Annotated in this window: 17 protein-coding genes and 1 pseudogene; 6 read left to right on the plus strand and 12 right to left on the minus strand. The window is 45.1% G+C overall.

Features of this window, described 5'->3' with window-relative positions; all coding sequences use genetic code 11:
- Positions 1-329 precede the first annotated feature (329 nt).
- Positions 330-890, plus strand: coding sequence for a GNAT family N-acetyltransferase (locus GBH70_RS15360; protein WP_151681853.1), 561 nt, complete (start codon positions 330-332; stop codon positions 888-890).
- Between the two features lie 172 nt (positions 891-1,062).
- Positions 1,063-2,427 carry an MATE family efflux transporter gene (locus GBH70_RS15365; protein ID WP_151681854.1) on the plus strand — a complete coding sequence of 455 codons (1,365 nt, stop codon included), beginning with the start codon at positions 1,063-1,065 and terminating at the stop codon, positions 2,425-2,427.
- A 172-nt stretch (positions 2,428-2,599) separates the two neighbouring features.
- Here the strand turns inward: GBH70_RS15365 and GBH70_RS15370 are convergent, their stop codons facing one another.
- Both GBH70_RS15370 and GBH70_RS15375 read right to left on the minus strand, forming a co-directional pair.
- The gene (locus GBH70_RS15370; RefSeq protein WP_151681855.1) at positions 2,600-2,905 is read right to left on the minus strand and encodes a hypothetical protein; all 306 of its coding nucleotides are present in this window, start codon (positions 2,903-2,905) and stop codon (positions 2,600-2,602) included.
- Positions 2,906-3,001: 96 nt separating this feature from the next.
- A complete protein-coding gene (locus GBH70_RS15375) occupies positions 3,002-3,730 on the minus strand; it encodes a CAP domain-containing protein (protein WP_151681856.1) in 729 nt (242 codons plus the stop codon).
- A gap of 401 nt (positions 3,731-4,131) precedes the next feature.
- On the opposite strand from GBH70_RS15375, the pseudogene GBH70_RS17415 reads away from it, so the two are divergent.
- Positions 4,132-4,374 (plus strand): annotated as a pseudogene (locus GBH70_RS17415) (DNA alkylation repair protein).
- A 183-nt stretch (positions 4,375-4,557) separates the two neighbouring features.
- Here the strand turns inward: GBH70_RS17415 and GBH70_RS15385 are convergent.
- The 4 genes from GBH70_RS15385 to deoD all read right to left on the minus strand — a co-directional run bounded on the left by GBH70_RS15385 (position 4,558) and on the right by deoD (position 8,358).
- Positions 4,558-4,995, minus strand: coding sequence for a MarR family winged helix-turn-helix transcriptional regulator (locus GBH70_RS15385; protein ID WP_151681857.1), 438 nt, complete (start codon positions 4,993-4,995; stop codon positions 4,558-4,560).
- A gap of 113 nt (positions 4,996-5,108) precedes the next feature.
- Positions 5,109-6,581, minus strand: a complete 1,473-nt coding sequence (locus GBH70_RS15390; protein ID WP_503827278.1) for a lmo1851 family serine protease — start codon at positions 6,579-6,581, stop codon at positions 5,109-5,111.
- Between the two features lie 100 nt (positions 6,582-6,681).
- A complete protein-coding gene (locus tag GBH70_RS15395) occupies positions 6,682-7,479 on the minus strand; it encodes a M15 family metallopeptidase (protein ID WP_151681859.1) in 798 nt (265 codons plus the stop codon).
- Positions 7,480-7,650: 171 nt separating this feature from the next.
- Positions 7,651-8,358, minus strand: coding sequence for a purine-nucleoside phosphorylase (gene deoD, locus GBH70_RS15400; RefSeq protein WP_151681860.1), 708 nt, complete (start codon positions 8,356-8,358; stop codon positions 7,651-7,653).
- A 130-nt stretch (positions 8,359-8,488) separates the two neighbouring features.
- On the opposite strand from deoD, the gene yoyE reads away from it, so the two are divergent.
- Positions 8,489-8,614 carry a protein YoyE gene (gene yoyE / locus GBH70_RS15405; protein WP_151681861.1) on the plus strand — a complete coding sequence of 42 codons (126 nt, stop codon included), beginning with the start codon at positions 8,489-8,491 and terminating at the stop codon, positions 8,612-8,614.
- A 189-nt stretch (positions 8,615-8,803) separates the two neighbouring features.
- Here the strand turns inward: yoyE and GBH70_RS15410 are convergent, their stop codons facing one another.
- From GBH70_RS15410 to GBH70_RS15420, 3 genes are all read right to left on the minus strand, one after another.
- Complete coding sequence (locus GBH70_RS15410) at positions 8,804-8,986, minus strand: YozD family protein (protein ID WP_151681862.1); 183 nt, start codon at positions 8,984-8,986, stop codon at positions 8,804-8,806.
- A 105-nt stretch (positions 8,987-9,091) separates the two neighbouring features.
- The gene (yodN, locus tag GBH70_RS15415) at positions 9,092-9,733 is read right to left on the minus strand and encodes a germination protein YodN (RefSeq protein ID WP_151681863.1); all 642 of its coding nucleotides are present in this window, start codon (positions 9,731-9,733) and stop codon (positions 9,092-9,094) included.
- Between the two features lie 94 nt (positions 9,734-9,827).
- Entirely contained in the window at positions 9,828-10,049 is a 222-nt protein-coding gene (locus GBH70_RS15420) for a YozE family protein (RefSeq protein WP_151681864.1), read from the minus strand.
- Between the two features lie 206 nt (positions 10,050-10,255).
- On the opposite strand from GBH70_RS15420, the gene GBH70_RS15425 reads away from it, so the two are divergent.
- Positions 10,256-12,040, plus strand: a complete 1,785-nt coding sequence (locus GBH70_RS15425) for a methyl-accepting chemotaxis protein (RefSeq protein WP_253693985.1) — start codon at positions 10,256-10,258, stop codon at positions 12,038-12,040.
- A 49-nt stretch (positions 12,041-12,089) separates the two neighbouring features.
- Here GBH70_RS15425 and GBH70_RS15430 read toward each other — a convergent pair whose 3' ends face one another.
- From GBH70_RS15430 to msrA, 3 genes are all read right to left on the minus strand, one after another.
- Positions 12,090-12,248 (minus strand): YjcZ family sporulation protein, encoded by a 159-nt coding sequence (locus tag GBH70_RS15430; protein WP_151681866.1) that lies wholly within the window; start codon positions 12,246-12,248, stop codon positions 12,090-12,092.
- Positions 12,249-12,351: 103 nt separating this feature from the next.
- Positions 12,352-12,774: a peptide-methionine (R)-S-oxide reductase MsrB gene (gene msrB, locus GBH70_RS15435; protein ID WP_151681867.1), complete on the minus strand. Its 423-nt coding sequence runs from the start codon at positions 12,772-12,774 to the stop codon at positions 12,352-12,354.
- Positions 12,764-13,300 (minus strand): peptide-methionine (S)-S-oxide reductase MsrA, encoded by a 537-nt coding sequence (msrA, locus tag GBH70_RS15440; protein WP_151681868.1) that lies wholly within the window; start codon positions 13,298-13,300, stop codon positions 12,764-12,766. Before msrA ends, msrB begins: the two co-directional genes overlap by 11 nt.
- A 141-nt stretch (positions 13,301-13,441) precedes the next feature.
- Here msrA and GBH70_RS15445 point away from each other — a divergent pair.
- Positions 13,442-14,815 (plus strand): RsmF rRNA methyltransferase first C-terminal domain-containing protein (locus GBH70_RS15445; protein WP_151681869.1); only part of this gene is annotated, 1,374 nt, incomplete at its 3' end.

Raw genomic sequence — 14,815 nt, forward strand, 5'->3', positions numbered from 1 at the left:
ATTCATCCATGCCAGTTTACGTTTCAGCGGCCGGAAATGTTTCAGTTTTCCCGCACTATCTTATTCAAATTTTCTTCTTTAAATCTTAACATTTTCTTGTTTTCTTTTTAAAACTTTTATAGTAATATGATATCAAATATGAATCACGTTCCTTTTTAACGTACCTTTAAGCAAAACAGGGAAGGCAAATGGTGCGCCACCAGCGGTTTTCTTGGCTGGTTCTAGTGGGTTCGATTCCCACCCCGAAATTTTTTACGCAACTTTAAAAAATTTCGAGGGTGGGATATTCCATATAGGACTGCACTACCCTCGGACAGGAGGGATGAAAAATGCTCAAGAAACGCGATTGTTCATGGCAGGAATGCTGTGCTTTGTATGAATTGATGGTGCACCCGGATGTCTTTTCTTTCGTGCGCCAGAAATGCTATTCACAAGATGAGTTCCTTTTTATGACAAAACAGATGATTGAAGCGGAAGAGCGTGGCGAACTTGTTTCCAGGACAATTCTTGATGAGTGGGAAAACCCGATTGGCGTCATCACCCTTTTCGATATTGAAAACAGGGCGGGGTTTTTGGGAACTTGGCTCGGCAAGCCTTACCACGGCAAAGGATATAACCAGCCGGCAAAGAAGGCATTTTTCGAAGAACTGTTTTACGAATTGGGCATTGAAAGGATTTACATGAAAATCCGCAAAGAAAATATCCGCTCGATCAAAGCCGCGGAGAAACTGCCCTATGCCATTAAAGTAAATGAATCGCGCAAAGAAATATTTGATCATGTAAATAGCGGCGGGACCGTTTATGATTTGTACGAGATTTCAAAAGATCTTTATTCCCTGCATTTCATGAGGCAGGATAACCTTCAGGACGATTCGTGTTTGCATGCTTAATTTCCCCAACTTGATGCCTTCACACAAGAAAATTCGAAATGAATCCGTTCATTCCCATATTTCTTTGTATTGACGAAAAAGCCTGCCAGTACGGCGGGTTTTTTCTTATTTTACCAAATGGTTATGTTATAATTTTTTGGAGTCCGTGTAGAAACCGTGGAGGTATTACATCATGAAACAAACGTTTACGGTTAAAGAAAAAATCGTGCAGCTATGGAAGCTGTTCCTGCCAATTCTTATCACACAGCTCGCCATGCTGCTCATGAATTTTTTTGATACGACAATGTCCGGCCACTTTTCCAAAGCCGATTTGGCCGGTGTCGCGATCGGGTCTTCCCTTTGGTTTCCCATTTCAACCGGATTGGGCACCATTTTGCAGGCTGTGACCCCGATTACCGCCCATTTGATCGGAAGCAAAAAAACGGAAGAAATTCCCTTTACGCTCATCCAAAGCATTTATGCCTCCGCCAGCATGGCTGTCTTTGTCATTGCTTGCGGCGCGATTGTACTCGATCCGGTTTTGGGGCGGATGAATTTGGAGCCGCATGTTGAAACGGTCGCGCGCCATTTTTTATGGGCGCTGTCCTGCGGGCTCATTCCGCTGTTCTGTTATCAAGTATGCCGCTCGCTGATAGATGCAACCGGCCTGACAAAAATTTCAATGTTAATTACCCTTTTATCCTTGCCAATCAATATCGCGTTTAATTACTTGTTTATTTTCGGCCACGCCGGTTTTCCGCGTCTCGGCGGCGCTGGTGCGGGTGTCGCGGGCGCCATTACATACTGGATCATTTTTGTCATCGCGGTCATCGTGCTCCGGAAACTGCCGCGATTTGGGGACATGGACCTTTTCCGCTCTTTTTACCCGGTTTCTTTCCGGAAATGGAAGGAGTTGTTTTCGCTTGGCATCCCAATGGGCTTATCGACCTTTTTTGAATCGAGCATTTTTTCGGTTGTGACGCTATTTATGAGCAAATTCGGCACGGATACAATCGCCTCCCATCAGGCGGCGATGAATTTTGAATCGCTTTTGTACATGCTTCCACTCAGCATTTCACTGGCGATGATCATCCTCGTCGGTTTTGAAGCGGGAGCCGGCAGATTCAGGGATGCACGCACATACAGCACAATCGGAATAATAACAGCGATCATCATGGCCACCATGACCGGATTTTTGCTCTATCTCTTTCATAAAGAAGTTGCCGCCTTTTACAGCGATGATCCGGACGTGATCCGTTTAACCGGCCATTTTCTTTTGTATGCCATATTTTTCCAATGGTCAGATGCGGTTCAGGCTCCTGTGCAGGGGGCGCTAAGGGGATATAAGGATGTCCGGATTACGACCGTCATGACATTTGTTTCCTACTGGGTAATCGGCCTTCCGCTCGGGTTTCTCCTTAACGCCGTAACCAGCCTCGGCCCATTTGCTTATTGGATTGGCCTAATCAGCGGCCTGGCTGCCGGGGCTGTTGCGCTTTTAAGCCGCCTCTTTTTTTTGCAGCGCAAATACATGGGCACCAATAAGAAAGCTGTGTGAGGAGTTTTTCAAAAGCGGGAAACGGTTTTTCTTCCCCATTTTCTCCCATTTGATTTTCCTAGCAAAATGGCAGCTCGTGCTTTGGTTAAAGGCTGCTTTTTCACTTTTTAATATGTACCGGCCATCATGCAATAAACGTACCGCGATCTTGCCAGCTCCCCGGCAAAACGGATCAGCTGTTTAGCGACCCCTTGTTTCTTTCATGCACATCAACAACAAACCTGTGGAAAGTAAACGGCTTTTCCAACGGATTTGCGGTAAACATCTGGCTCATTTTGGTCAATCGTGATCGAACCGGTTGTTTTTCCTTCTTCGTTTTCCGCCCCATATAACGCACCGTTTTTGAGGTCTGCTTCAAAACACTCTTTTTGCGGTCAGGTTCCATCTCACTGCTCGTTGTTTTTTCGCGCATCGCCGTATCCCGGACGATATTCAGGATCTGATCTAAATCGCGGTTGGCAGCTTTTCGACTCTTCATGTACATCACCTTTTTCCTTCATTTATAAAGGGGCCTGGTGCAAAATTGGAAATAGGAAAAAAGCAGCCCCAAAAAGGGAGCTGCTTCATCCATTTATTATTTTCCAATGAATTCCTGTGTCCAGTAATGGCCGTTTTCAACATAGCCGACACCGATATGCGTATAGTTTTTATTTAAGATGTTTGCCCTATGGCCTTCGCTGTTCATCCAGGCGTTCATCACATCCTGCGGCGTCTGTTGGCCCATTGCGATGTTTTCCCCGGCATATTTGTAAGTAATGCCGAATTGTTTCATCATCTCAAAAGGTGTGCCGTAAGTCGGGCTTGTATGGTCAAAATATTTATTTGTCATCATATCATTCGATTTTACGCGCGCCATTTTGCTGAGCGCTGTGTCCACTTGCAGCGCTGGAAGGCCGTTTTTCGCCCGTTCCTGGTTCACGAGGTCCACCACTTGTTTTTCATAAGCATTCAATGTGTAGGATGCTTGGGGAGCCTGTGTGCTGCCTGATGTTGTACCTGAATTTGTTGTTGTTTTGTTTGCGGTAGTTTGGTTTGTTACTTTGTTTGTTGTTGCAGTTGTTTTGTTTGGCGTTGTATTGTTTGCGGACGGAGCCGTTGTTACGTTTTTAAACCTCCAATTCAAATGATGCTGCTTTAACCAATTCTCTAATTCTTGAATGCTGTTAAACTTATATTGATACGTGACGGCAGTAGTTTTCGTACTGCAGTTAGCTGTTTGGTTTGATGCTGCATCCGCTTTTCCGACGAATGGGGATGCCATTAATGCAAGCGCTGCTGCTGTCGATAGGATTGTCTTTTTCATCACTGTTTCCTCCCTGATGTTCATCGTAAAGTTGTTCTCTCTCTCACAACTAGAATGATAACATATGATTTTTGTAATATTTCTGGGAGAAAATAGAACAGGCTACCTAAGCGGTATGCCTTGCCCTTTTGAAAATGGCCGATGCAGCCGTCTCAACGGTTTTACCGGCACCAGCAGCGTTTCCTATTATTTCACACATTGGCATCCGGTGATACGATATCCATAAAATACCAGAAAATCGTACTTGACACTTTTAAAAACCCACCTCGTTTGTTACAAATTTTTCGCAAATATTGCTGGTTGCAACAACATTTTCATATTTGGCCGCTGCAAAAAAAACTGTATATCCGGAGAAAAACGGGAAAAAATAAGTAAATCATTTGAACTGGATGGTGAATGGGATGCAGGGCCCGTGTTGCTGCCCCAATTGCAAGACAAACCGGACGCGTTTTAATATCATTAAGCAAGTGGCCGAAGCTGTAAAAATGGATCCGGGAACGGGGGAGATTACCGAACATCTGGAAAATGCGTAAGCGTATCCGTTCCATTTGGCATACCACGGACCGGATTACCGGATCCAATGCGCCGTCTGCGGGTTGATCGAAGACGAACACACGTTTTTAAAATTTGGCGAACATAGATAGGGGCTTTCCCAAAAGTCCTTTTTAAGCAGAATTTTTTCTCAAATAGTCTTTATAAAGCTTTGTCAGGACCGTTAGAGCAAAATAAAATTCCTGAAACGGTCCTGACAAAGCTCCTCAGAACCCATTCTTAGGAAAAATTCTCCTCTAACTTTTCTGATGAAGCCAAATGTGTATATTTTCACATTAATGCATTTCGTTCAGATGGTCTTCAAGCTTTTTAAACAGCTTGTAAAGCGTCTCCCTTTCTTCATTGGTAAAGATGTCCAGCTTTTCTTTCAAAAACTCGCATTTTCTTGCTGTCAGCAGCTCGATCAAAGCTTTACCCTTTTCCGTTAATATTAAATCTACGACGCGCCTGTCTTTGTTGGAACGTTTTCGTTCAATCAGCCCTTTTTCCACAAGGGAATCCGTAACGGATGTGATATGGCTGGCGGAAACCTGAAGCGCTTTCGATAAATCGGACGAACGCATCGGGGATTTCATCAAAAATTTCAACACCATATACTCATTGATGGTCACATACTCTTTTAATAAACGATGCATTTCGTCTTTAATTTTACGGTAAACTTTGCGAAATATAAATTCCAAGTCTATTGATTCTATCGTCTCCAAAAGTCCCATTCCTTTCCTTCCATATGGGATTAAGCCTTTATTACCTGATTTTATTATACCATTTTTTAATCCATTATTTGCATAAAAAAGCCGGAAGAAAAGTCTTCTCCCGGCTTTGCCAACTATTTTTCGTTTTTCAAGACGTCTTCCGCCTTTTTCAGCTGCGTGTCGTTTTTCGTAATCAAATCGCTGATCTTAGACATTAATTTCGTTGTCGTTTCGCCTTTTATTACGCCGGTCTGCTTCAAATGCTCATCCGTTTGGAAAGCTACTACAGCCGCTTTTGTATTTTCGTCGAAGTAGCCGTCAACCCTCCCCGGATGATACCCCAGCGTTTTCAGCATTTTTTCCACCGTTTTCACGTCGTTGGATACCGAGTACAGTTTCATTTCTGTATCGGAACTGATCACAGGCAAGTTTGCATAATCCGGAAGCGCCACTTTGTAATCCGGTTGGATCCCTTTTTTGTGGATCCAGTTGCCATTTGGCGTCAGCCATTTTTGCACGGTGAATTTTAAATTCGACCCATCGCTGAAATCCGTTGCAGTCTGAACCGTGCCTTTTCCGAATGATTTCTCGCCCACAAGCGGGATACCAGCCGATTCATGCAGCGCACTGGCCAGTATTTCGGATGCGCTCGCGCTTCCGCCGTCGATCAACACAACCGTCGGGACAGTGATTTTAGTTCCGTCCTCTGCAACGTACTTCTGCCGGGTTCCATTCCGGTCTTCCGTTTGCAGGATTGTCTTCCCTTCCGGCACAAACAGATTGGAGATCTTAATCGCCTGGTCAAGCAAGCCGCCCGGGTTTTGCCGCACATCAATAATCAGCGACTTCATACCCTGCTTTTTCATTTTATTAATGGCGCTGGTGAATTCCTTATAAGTGCCGTCAGAGAACGTCGTAATTTGGATATGGGCAACCCCGTTTTTGAGCATCTTCGGATAGACGGTGTTGACAGGGATTGTATCGCGCGTAATCGTTACTTTCGATTCGTCTTTGGAACCGGCACGTTGAATCGTAAGCGTGACTTTTGACCCTTTTTTGCCCCTGATCAACATGACTGCCTCATTGGCGCTCATGCCGTGGACGCTTTTGCCGTTTACCGCAAGAATTTTATCATTCGGCTTCAAACCGGCTTTTTCAGCCGGGGATCCTTTGATCGGGGAAACGATCACAATATACCCATCTTTCTCCTCAACTTCCGCTCCGATGCCTTCGAATGACGAAGAAATCGTATCATGGAATTCCGAAGCTTCATCTTTTGTCATGTAGTCTGAATAAGGGTCGTTCAGCGCTTCAACCATGCCGTTAATGGCGCCGTCAATCAGCGTTTTCGATTTCACTTTTGTGTAATATTTTGATTTGATGCTGTCATATGCTTTATACAGTTTATTGAATTCCGGCCTGCTTTCCGTCGTGACGTTCACCGCTTTTTTGTCCCCAAGCGCAAATGCCGCTGTTGTAATACCGGCCGTTAAAAAGACCACGAGAAACAAGAGCATAACAAACTTGAATTTTTTCATACGAATATATCCGTTTTGCTCTTCCTGCCGGGATTCGGTCTCTTTCTTTTCATTATCCAAAGGCTTCACCACTTTCATGCCGTTTTCCAAAAATCAGACTTTGCTTTTTTGCTAACTACATTATTCTATCAGCTTTTTCGCTTTTATGAAAGAGTGGCATATTTTCCCTTCACTCCACTTTATGTACATGCTCGAAATACTCTTCTAAAGTCCAGCCGTGCTTGTAGATCACTGCTGCGGCCTGTTTTCCGACGTATCTGAAATGCCATGGTTCATACTCATATTTTGTAATATTTTCCTTATTTTTCGGATACCTTAAAATAAACCCGTACTTATGGGCATTTTTTGCGAGCCAGATTCCTTCTTTATGCGCTCCCATCTTCTGGGTAAGCAGGAAGTTTTCCGTTTGGCTTGTAATATCCGCGGCGAGGCCTGTCTGGTGTTCGCTTGAACCCGGAACGGCAACAGCCTGCTCCGCATATTTTTCCCCTGAATTTTCCACTTCCGCCGCGTATATGGCCTGCTGGCGGGTGTATGAGCGGTATCCCGAAGCCAGGTATAAATAAATGCTGTCTTTTTCGGCGGCAGCAAACATTTTTTCAAGCGCATGCGCCGCTTCTTTCCGCATATAGCTTTTTTCAATATCCTGATTACCAAAAGAAAAACGGACTTTCGGGCGGACGAGGTCTTTCGGAACATAATTGCCCAGAATATACGTTTTATTGACGAGCGCCAAAATATTGCCAGGATTTTGGATTACCTTTTTTCCGTCTACGGTTTTGATTTTGTTAAAATATTTTGCCTTCAGCTCAAGATCGGCATTACTTTTTTTGTTGGAAGCCGTACCGGTTGTCTTTGCCAGGGGAGTACCGGTTTTGCTGCCGTTATCCGCAGTCTCGTCCCAGCCTGATATGCTGCAGCCGGCCAATACAATTACGGCAAGGCCGATGTATAAAAAACGTTTCATGCTTTCACCTTTCTCTTTTTGTATCAATTTGCCGAAATGGCAAGCGGATTGATTTTCCCGAAAACACCCCTTTGATTCTGGCTTGCCCGTCCATGATTAGCCTCTTATGCTTCGATACGGCAAAAAAAATCGCAGGTGCCATTCCCCCCTGCGATTTCTCTGCTTTTCATTTTAAACTAATTCCAAAGAGACATCAAGTGCCATTTCGATCATATCGTTAAAGTTTGTTTCCCGTTCCTTTGCGGTTGTTTCTTCCCCGGTGATGATATGGTCGCTGACCGTTAAAATGGAAAGCGCCCTGCAGTCGTATTTTGCCGCTAATGTATAGAGCGCCGCCGACTCCATTTCTACGGCAAGTATGCCGTATTGCGCCCATTTCTCGTGTTCCGCATGGTCACTATAAAAAAGGTCGGCTGTAAACACGTTCCCGACTTTAAGACTCAGCCCTTTTTCAAGCCCCCTGTCGTATGCTTTTTTCAGAAGGTCGAAGTTTGCGGTCGGCGCATAATCGATGCCGTTAAACGTCAGCTTGTTGATTTGTGAATCAGTTGATGCGCTCATCGCCAAAATCACATCGCGCACCTTAACGTCTTTTTGGATTGCGCCGCATGTCCCGACGCGGATTAAATTTTTCACCCCGTAGCTTTGTATCAGTTCTGTCGCATAAATGGCAATGGAGGGAACCCCCATTCCCGTTCCTTGGACCGATACTTTTTTTCCTTTATAAGTGCCGGTATATCCGAACATATTGCGGACTTTGTTATAGCATACCGCATCTTCCAGGAAGTTTTCCGCTATATACTTGGCGCGGAGCGGATCCCCGGGCAATAATACGGTTTCGGCAATTTCATGTTCTTTTGCTTCGATATGTACACTCATGACTGGTCCTCCTTCATCTTCGTATGCCTATTGTAAATCGCAATCAAAAATGTTGCAAATCACCATCTTTATTTTTTCCCTTATAGACGATACTATTGGTGAACCATCCTAAATGAAAGGATTGTGTGCCTTGGGAAAAAAACACCGCAACCGCATTAACGGCAGAAAGAAAAACAACCATATCCCTCCGGAAGTGATCATTGCCGAGCAGGAAGCCCACGGCAAAGAATATACCGCAACCAAACGGAAGAATTAACACCATCCGTCTTGGTAGTAAAATTCCCCTCATTCCGCGGATCAAACGAATGAGGGGAAAGTTTTTTCTTGTTCGTGGTCGATTATTTTTAATGCTTTTAGGTGGAACCGTGCTAACCTTCCCACTTGTTTCTCCAGAGGTTTTCCAATAAATTGTAAAAAAATGCCGACGTTTCCGCATTTTTTAGGATTAAACAGAATCGTCCCCGTAATCATCTTCGTCGATAATACTTTTAGCAAGCAAATATTCAAAAGTGATGTCTGCAATTTCTTCCAGTTCTTCTTCATGGGGCGCAAATCCCCTTTTCACCAACTCTTTAAAAAAGAATGCTGCGATTTCCTCTGTGTCAATATAAACATCCATATTTTCCAAAAAACCGCCCCCTTTTTAAATCACGTAAACCCCGAGACTGCAGCTCTGTATTTTGTTATAAAATATGAAAACCGCCGGCCCGTTATGCCATAAAACACGAGCCGCTTACTCCCGCTTTAAACGGCTTTGGAGAAAACGAATTTGCGATATAATCGCTTCAAGCATCATCCTGTATTCCTCATCACCGAACATTTTAAAAAGCAGGGAATAATCGTTATACATATCAAGCAGGCGGTCAATTTTTTCACCTGCTTCCATTTGCGCGGCTGCCAACTGATACAGGGGATTCTTTTTTACCGGATAGAAAATTTTATATTGATTTAAAAACGTATCTGCCTGCTCAAAATCAGCCACCAGCACAAGCTCCTCTTCATCGGCTTCAAGCCACTCGCCGCCCGGGATGCCCACCATTTCATATATGATGTCTTCCCAGGCATCTTCCGCATAGCGCCAAATTTCGGTGCGGAAACCGACGACTTTAAAAAGCCCGTTTTCATACCCTTTTACTTTTACAATATCCCCGATAAAATATTTTAATTCTATGCTGATTTCTTCTTTTTTATAAAAAACCCCATTATATTCTTCCAAACGCGCAAGGCTTTCTTCGCCCAAAAGGCCTTCTCTGCCGTTTACGACGTAAAAATACCCGCCATCCATTTCTTTGATGGACGTAATTTTTCCTACCGTTCCGTACTCTTTTACCACAACCGTATCCCCGATCTGAAATTTAGGCGCTTTTGGTTCCATCTTTCATGCTCCTTGTTTAACGAAACGTCTTTTACTTCATAATATGCATGCGCATTATGAAAGGGGAAAAAATCCGGATGCGGGGGAACTCCAACTATTTTAATTCAGAAAGGTAAATTTCCCATGCCTTGTCAAAAATATCCATGGAAGGGATGTACTGCCCGTTTAATTCCAAATAAGAACTGATTTCATGGTAATCGCTCGAATGTTTTGGAAAGCTGTGGTCATGATAGGCCCCGTTTGCAAAAGCTGTCATCTCGTCTTTCAAATACGGATCCCTGTACTTCATCAAAAATTGATAAAAAGATTTGCTCATTGCGATTCCCTTTCCCTTAGATGCTTGTTTACTCAAATATATCCGATCCTCTTTCAGCCGTAAAGGAATTCGCCCGGATGCGCAAATAAATGGAACACCACCGATTTTCGATCTAAAACTAAAACTAGAAAATTCTAGTAAATGCGTATAAAATATGATTATGGTTCACGAACAGCAGGGTAAAAAGGAGGGATAAGAGATTGAATATGCAGAATATTAATGCCGGACGTACAAAAGGAAAACAGAAAAAACCCCGCCGAAGCCGCCCTTTGTATAAGCTGGGGCTTTACTATTTGCAGACAATCAGGGGAAAAGTTGTTGTATCATTTGGCGTATTGTCGATCCTGCTTATCGTTTTAACCATTACATCATACATAAACATGACCGAGCTGGAAAATGAAATCAACCGCGACGTAAAGCATGACCTCGTTGTTCATAATAGTGTACAAAGCCTGCTCGAGCAAACGGGAGAAATTGAGACGGCCGCTTTAAATTACGCTATCACCGGAAATGAAACTACGTTACGGCCATACGACCAAGGCAAACAAAAGGTGAACAGTGAAATCAGCAATTTGAGAAAAATGCTGGCAAGCAGCCCTGCACAAAGCAAAAAATTGGAAAAAGTGGCGAGCGACTATCATTTTTGGCTGGGCACGGTTGACAGGGTTGTCGAAGCACGGCAGTACGGCACGGAAAAAATGGCTATCACGGAAATTAAAAATTCCCAGGCTTCCGATTATATGAAAAATATGAAAACAAGCATTAATGATCTTTTGGACAGTGTGACGGAAGCCTCCAAAAACCGGATCAATGAACTGCACTTTTCCGTATTGATGGCGCGAATCGTGACCGTCTCCCTTTCCCTGTTTGCAATCATTTTGACAGTCCTTTTAAGCTTCAGCCTGACCAAAAAAATTAAGAACAGCGTCAGGACAATCAGCCGCTCCATCCTAAATATCGCAAATGCAGGGGGCGATTTAACGAGAAGGATCGAAGTCTCGTCCAATGATGAACTTGCGAAACTGGCAAGGGACACGAACCAGCTAATCGACGGCATTGCAAGGCTCGTCAAAGAAGTGGCGGCCATGGCGGAAAGCGTATCTGCTTCAAGTGAAGAACTGCTCGCCTCTTCTGAAGAAACATCGAAAACGATCCAGTCCATTGCCGAAACAGCAAACGAAATCGCTGCCGACAGCGAGCAGGCTTCCACACAGATGGATGCGTCTTTGTCCAAGATGAAATCTCTGGAAGAGGTGGTCAATACGCTTTACCGGCAGGCTGAAACCGTCAAACAGGCTTCGCTTGATATGAAGGCATCCGCGGAAAAAGGCAGCAAATCGATTGTCGAGACATCCGGAAAAATGAAAAGCATTGAAGCCATTATGCTGAATACGAGCAAGACCGTGCAGGCGCTTGGCCGGAAATCGGACGATATTACGAAAATTATCATGACCATCACCGGAATCGCCAAGCAGACGAACCTGCTTGCGTTAAATGCCGCCATAGAAGCTGCAAGGGCAGGGGAGCACGGTCGCGGTTTCGCCGTTGTCGCGGACGAGGTGCGAAAATTGGCCGAGCAGTCACAAGCTGCCGCGCAGGAAGTCACAAATATTGTCCACTCAATCCAAAAAGAAATCACCACGATTATCGGGCAAAACGAGGACGGCGTAGAGGCTGTTGCTTCCGGTGTGCAAATATCAAATGAAACAATGCGCTCCCTGGAAGTCATCCAGGAACAAATGAACAAGACTACGAATGTCATTATTGATATGGCAGCCCAAATAGAAAAAACACAAATACTGGCAGTTGATGTCGCCGATTCATTCGTGGCCGTAAACAAAATTGCCATGAACACAGCGGCAAATACAGAAACGACCGCTGCCAATTCCGAAGAAGGTTCGGCATCGATGGAAGAAGTCACCGCAGCCGCTTCGGAATTATCCAAACAAGCCGAAAACTTGCGCAAACTCATCGGAAACTTCAAAATTTAGCCAAACCAAAAGATCCGGCCATTATCAGCCGGACCTTTTAGTTCCTTTTTTATTTCGGGCCAATCCAGCAGGCACCGATAATGATCAGCAAAATAAACAGCACCACAATTAAAGCAAAACTGCCTCTGTGGTATCCCGCAAAGCCTCCGTATCCGTATCCGCAGCCATAATCATAAACGGGATAAGCATAGCCATGGCCGTAGTACATACCATCCACTCCTCAAAATAATTGTTAGTTTTTCTATACAGTGCATGGTATGGGAAACGGGCGATGTTTGCATGTGCATCCGCCCAGCCGGATCGATTAACGCCTATTCTTTTTCTTCAAAAAGTGCCAAATATTCCCCGTATCCTTCTTCCTCGAGCTTTTCTTTCGGAATAAAGCGCATTGCCGCCGAGTTCATACAATACCGCAAATGCGTAGGTGCCGGCCCGTCCGGGAAAACATGGCCAAGATGCGCGTCCGCCGTTTTGCTCCTGACTTCCGTTCGGATCATGCCGTGGCTCGTGTCAAGCCGTTCCACCAGTTCACCGGGATCAAGCGGTTTCGTGAAGCTCGGCCAGCCACAGCCGGCATCATATTTATCTTTTGAACTGAACAACGGCTTTCCGGATAGGATGTCCACATAAATCCCGTCGCGGAACTCATTCCAATATTCATTTTGGAAAGGCGGCTCCGTCGCATTGTGGCGGGTTACTTCGTATTGCAAAGGGGTTAAATCCTTATTTTCCATCAAAATCCCTCCAATGTTCACGGATAAATGCGGCTCTGCCTGAACCTTGCCGGTACGCCTCATAATGCGCCGGATTTTTTTTATAATAGTCCTGATGGTAGGATTCAGCCGGGTAAAATGCGGAAGCAGGCTCAATGGTGACCGCAATCGGCTTTTTGAAGCGGCCGCTTTCCTGCAGCTGTTTTTTCGAAGCTTCCGCCACCTGTTTCTGTGCTTCATTTTTATAAAAGATGACAGGACGGTAAGAAGGTCCCCTGTCGTAAAACTGGCCGCCTGCATCAGTCGGATCAATCTGCCGCCAATAAATCTCCAAGAGCTTTTTATACGGAAAAATTTCCGGATCAAATGTAATTTCGACAGCTTCTGTATGCCCGGTCGTGCCGGAGCACACTTCTTCATAGGTTGGATTCGGCTTCGCCCCGCCCGTATAGCCCGATACGACTTTTTTGATGCCGGGCAGCTCGTCAAAAGGGTGGACCATGCACCAAAAACATCCTCCCGCAAAAATCGCTGTTTCTTCCGCCATTTTCGCCACCCCCTTTTGTGAAAGATTATTTTTTATTTTACCTGTTGTGGTGTTTTTTATCTAGTTTCGTGACTGGGCGGGAGAATTTCACTATAATGGAATCATTGCCAATATTGGTTTAGTTAGAAAGGAGTACCTCATTTGGAATTACCGTTGGATTTCACCAAAAAAATGGAACGCCTGCTCGGAAGCGAGGTGGATGAATTTTTCCAATCCTTCAATGAACCGCGCGCGTCCGGGCTGAGGCTGAATACAACAAAAATCAGCGGGCAGGAATGGGAACAGGTCAGCCCTTTCCGGATTGAAAAAATCCCTTTTGCCAAACACGGCTATTATTTTGACGAAGAGAAAGATCAGCCGGGGAAGCATCCGTACCACGCCGCCGGTTTGTATTATATCCAGGAGCCGAGCGCGATGTTTATCGCAAGCCAGCTCGATCTCGAAAAGAGCGATAAAGTATTGGATTTATGCGCCGCGCCGGGCGGCAAATCAACACAGATCGCAGCAGAAATCGGCCGGGAAGGTTTTTTGCTTGCCAATGAAATCCACCCGAAGCGGGTGCGCGCCCTCTCTGAAAATATCGAGCGCTTTGGTTTGAGTAATACAGTTGTTACCAATGAAACACCCGAAAAGCTGAGCCGGCATTTCGGGAACTTTTTCGATAAAATTTTGGTCGATGCGCCCTGTTCCGGCGAAGGCATGTTCAGGAAAGACCCGGAGGCAGTAAACTACTGGAGCCAAAAACATGTGGCAGCATGCGCGGCAAAGCAGCGGGACATTTTGGAAGATGCTTACCATATGTTGAAACCGGGCGGCACCCTCGTTTATTCCACCTGCACTTTTTCTCCTGAAGAAAACGAGCAGACGATCGAGTCGTTTTTGTCCCGGCACGAAGATATGGAACTGCTCCCTATTCTGCATGATCACGGCGTTGAACCGGGAAGGCCGGAGTGGACAGTTTGGAAACGGACGGATATTGCCGGTACAGCGCGGTTATGGCCACACCGCTTAAAAGGTGAAGGGCATTTTGCCGCTAAAATGTACAAGCGCCGGGGCGGGAGTGTACAACACTTGCCGCTTGAAAGGCACGTAAAACTTTCAAAACGTCAAGAAAAAGACTGGAACGCTTTTCTGGAACAAACATTGCAAAATTTCGACCGTGGTGGCCGCGCCTTTTTCCAGTATAATGACCAGCTCTATTTGCTGCCGGAAAATTGCCCGCAGTTAAAAGGGCTCCGACTTGTCCGCCCGGGTTTGCACCTTGGAGGATTCAAGAAAAACCGGTTTGAACCGAACCATGCGCTCGCGCTTTTTCTAAAACCCGGACAATGCAGGCATCAAAAAGACCTTGCATCTGACGGGGACGATTGGTTGCGCTATTTAAAAGGCGAAACACTCCCCGGCTCAAACGAAAACCGCGGATGGGTGCTTATGACCGTGGACGGTTTTCCGCTCGGATGGAGCAAAGAAACAAATAGCATTTTAAAAAACTTTTATCCAAAAGGCTTACGGCAT

The sequence above is a fragment of the Weizmannia acidilactici genome (genome assembly GCF_008974225.1).
GTDB lineage: Bacteria > Bacillota > Bacilli > Bacillales > Bacillaceae_C > Weizmannia > Weizmannia acidilactici.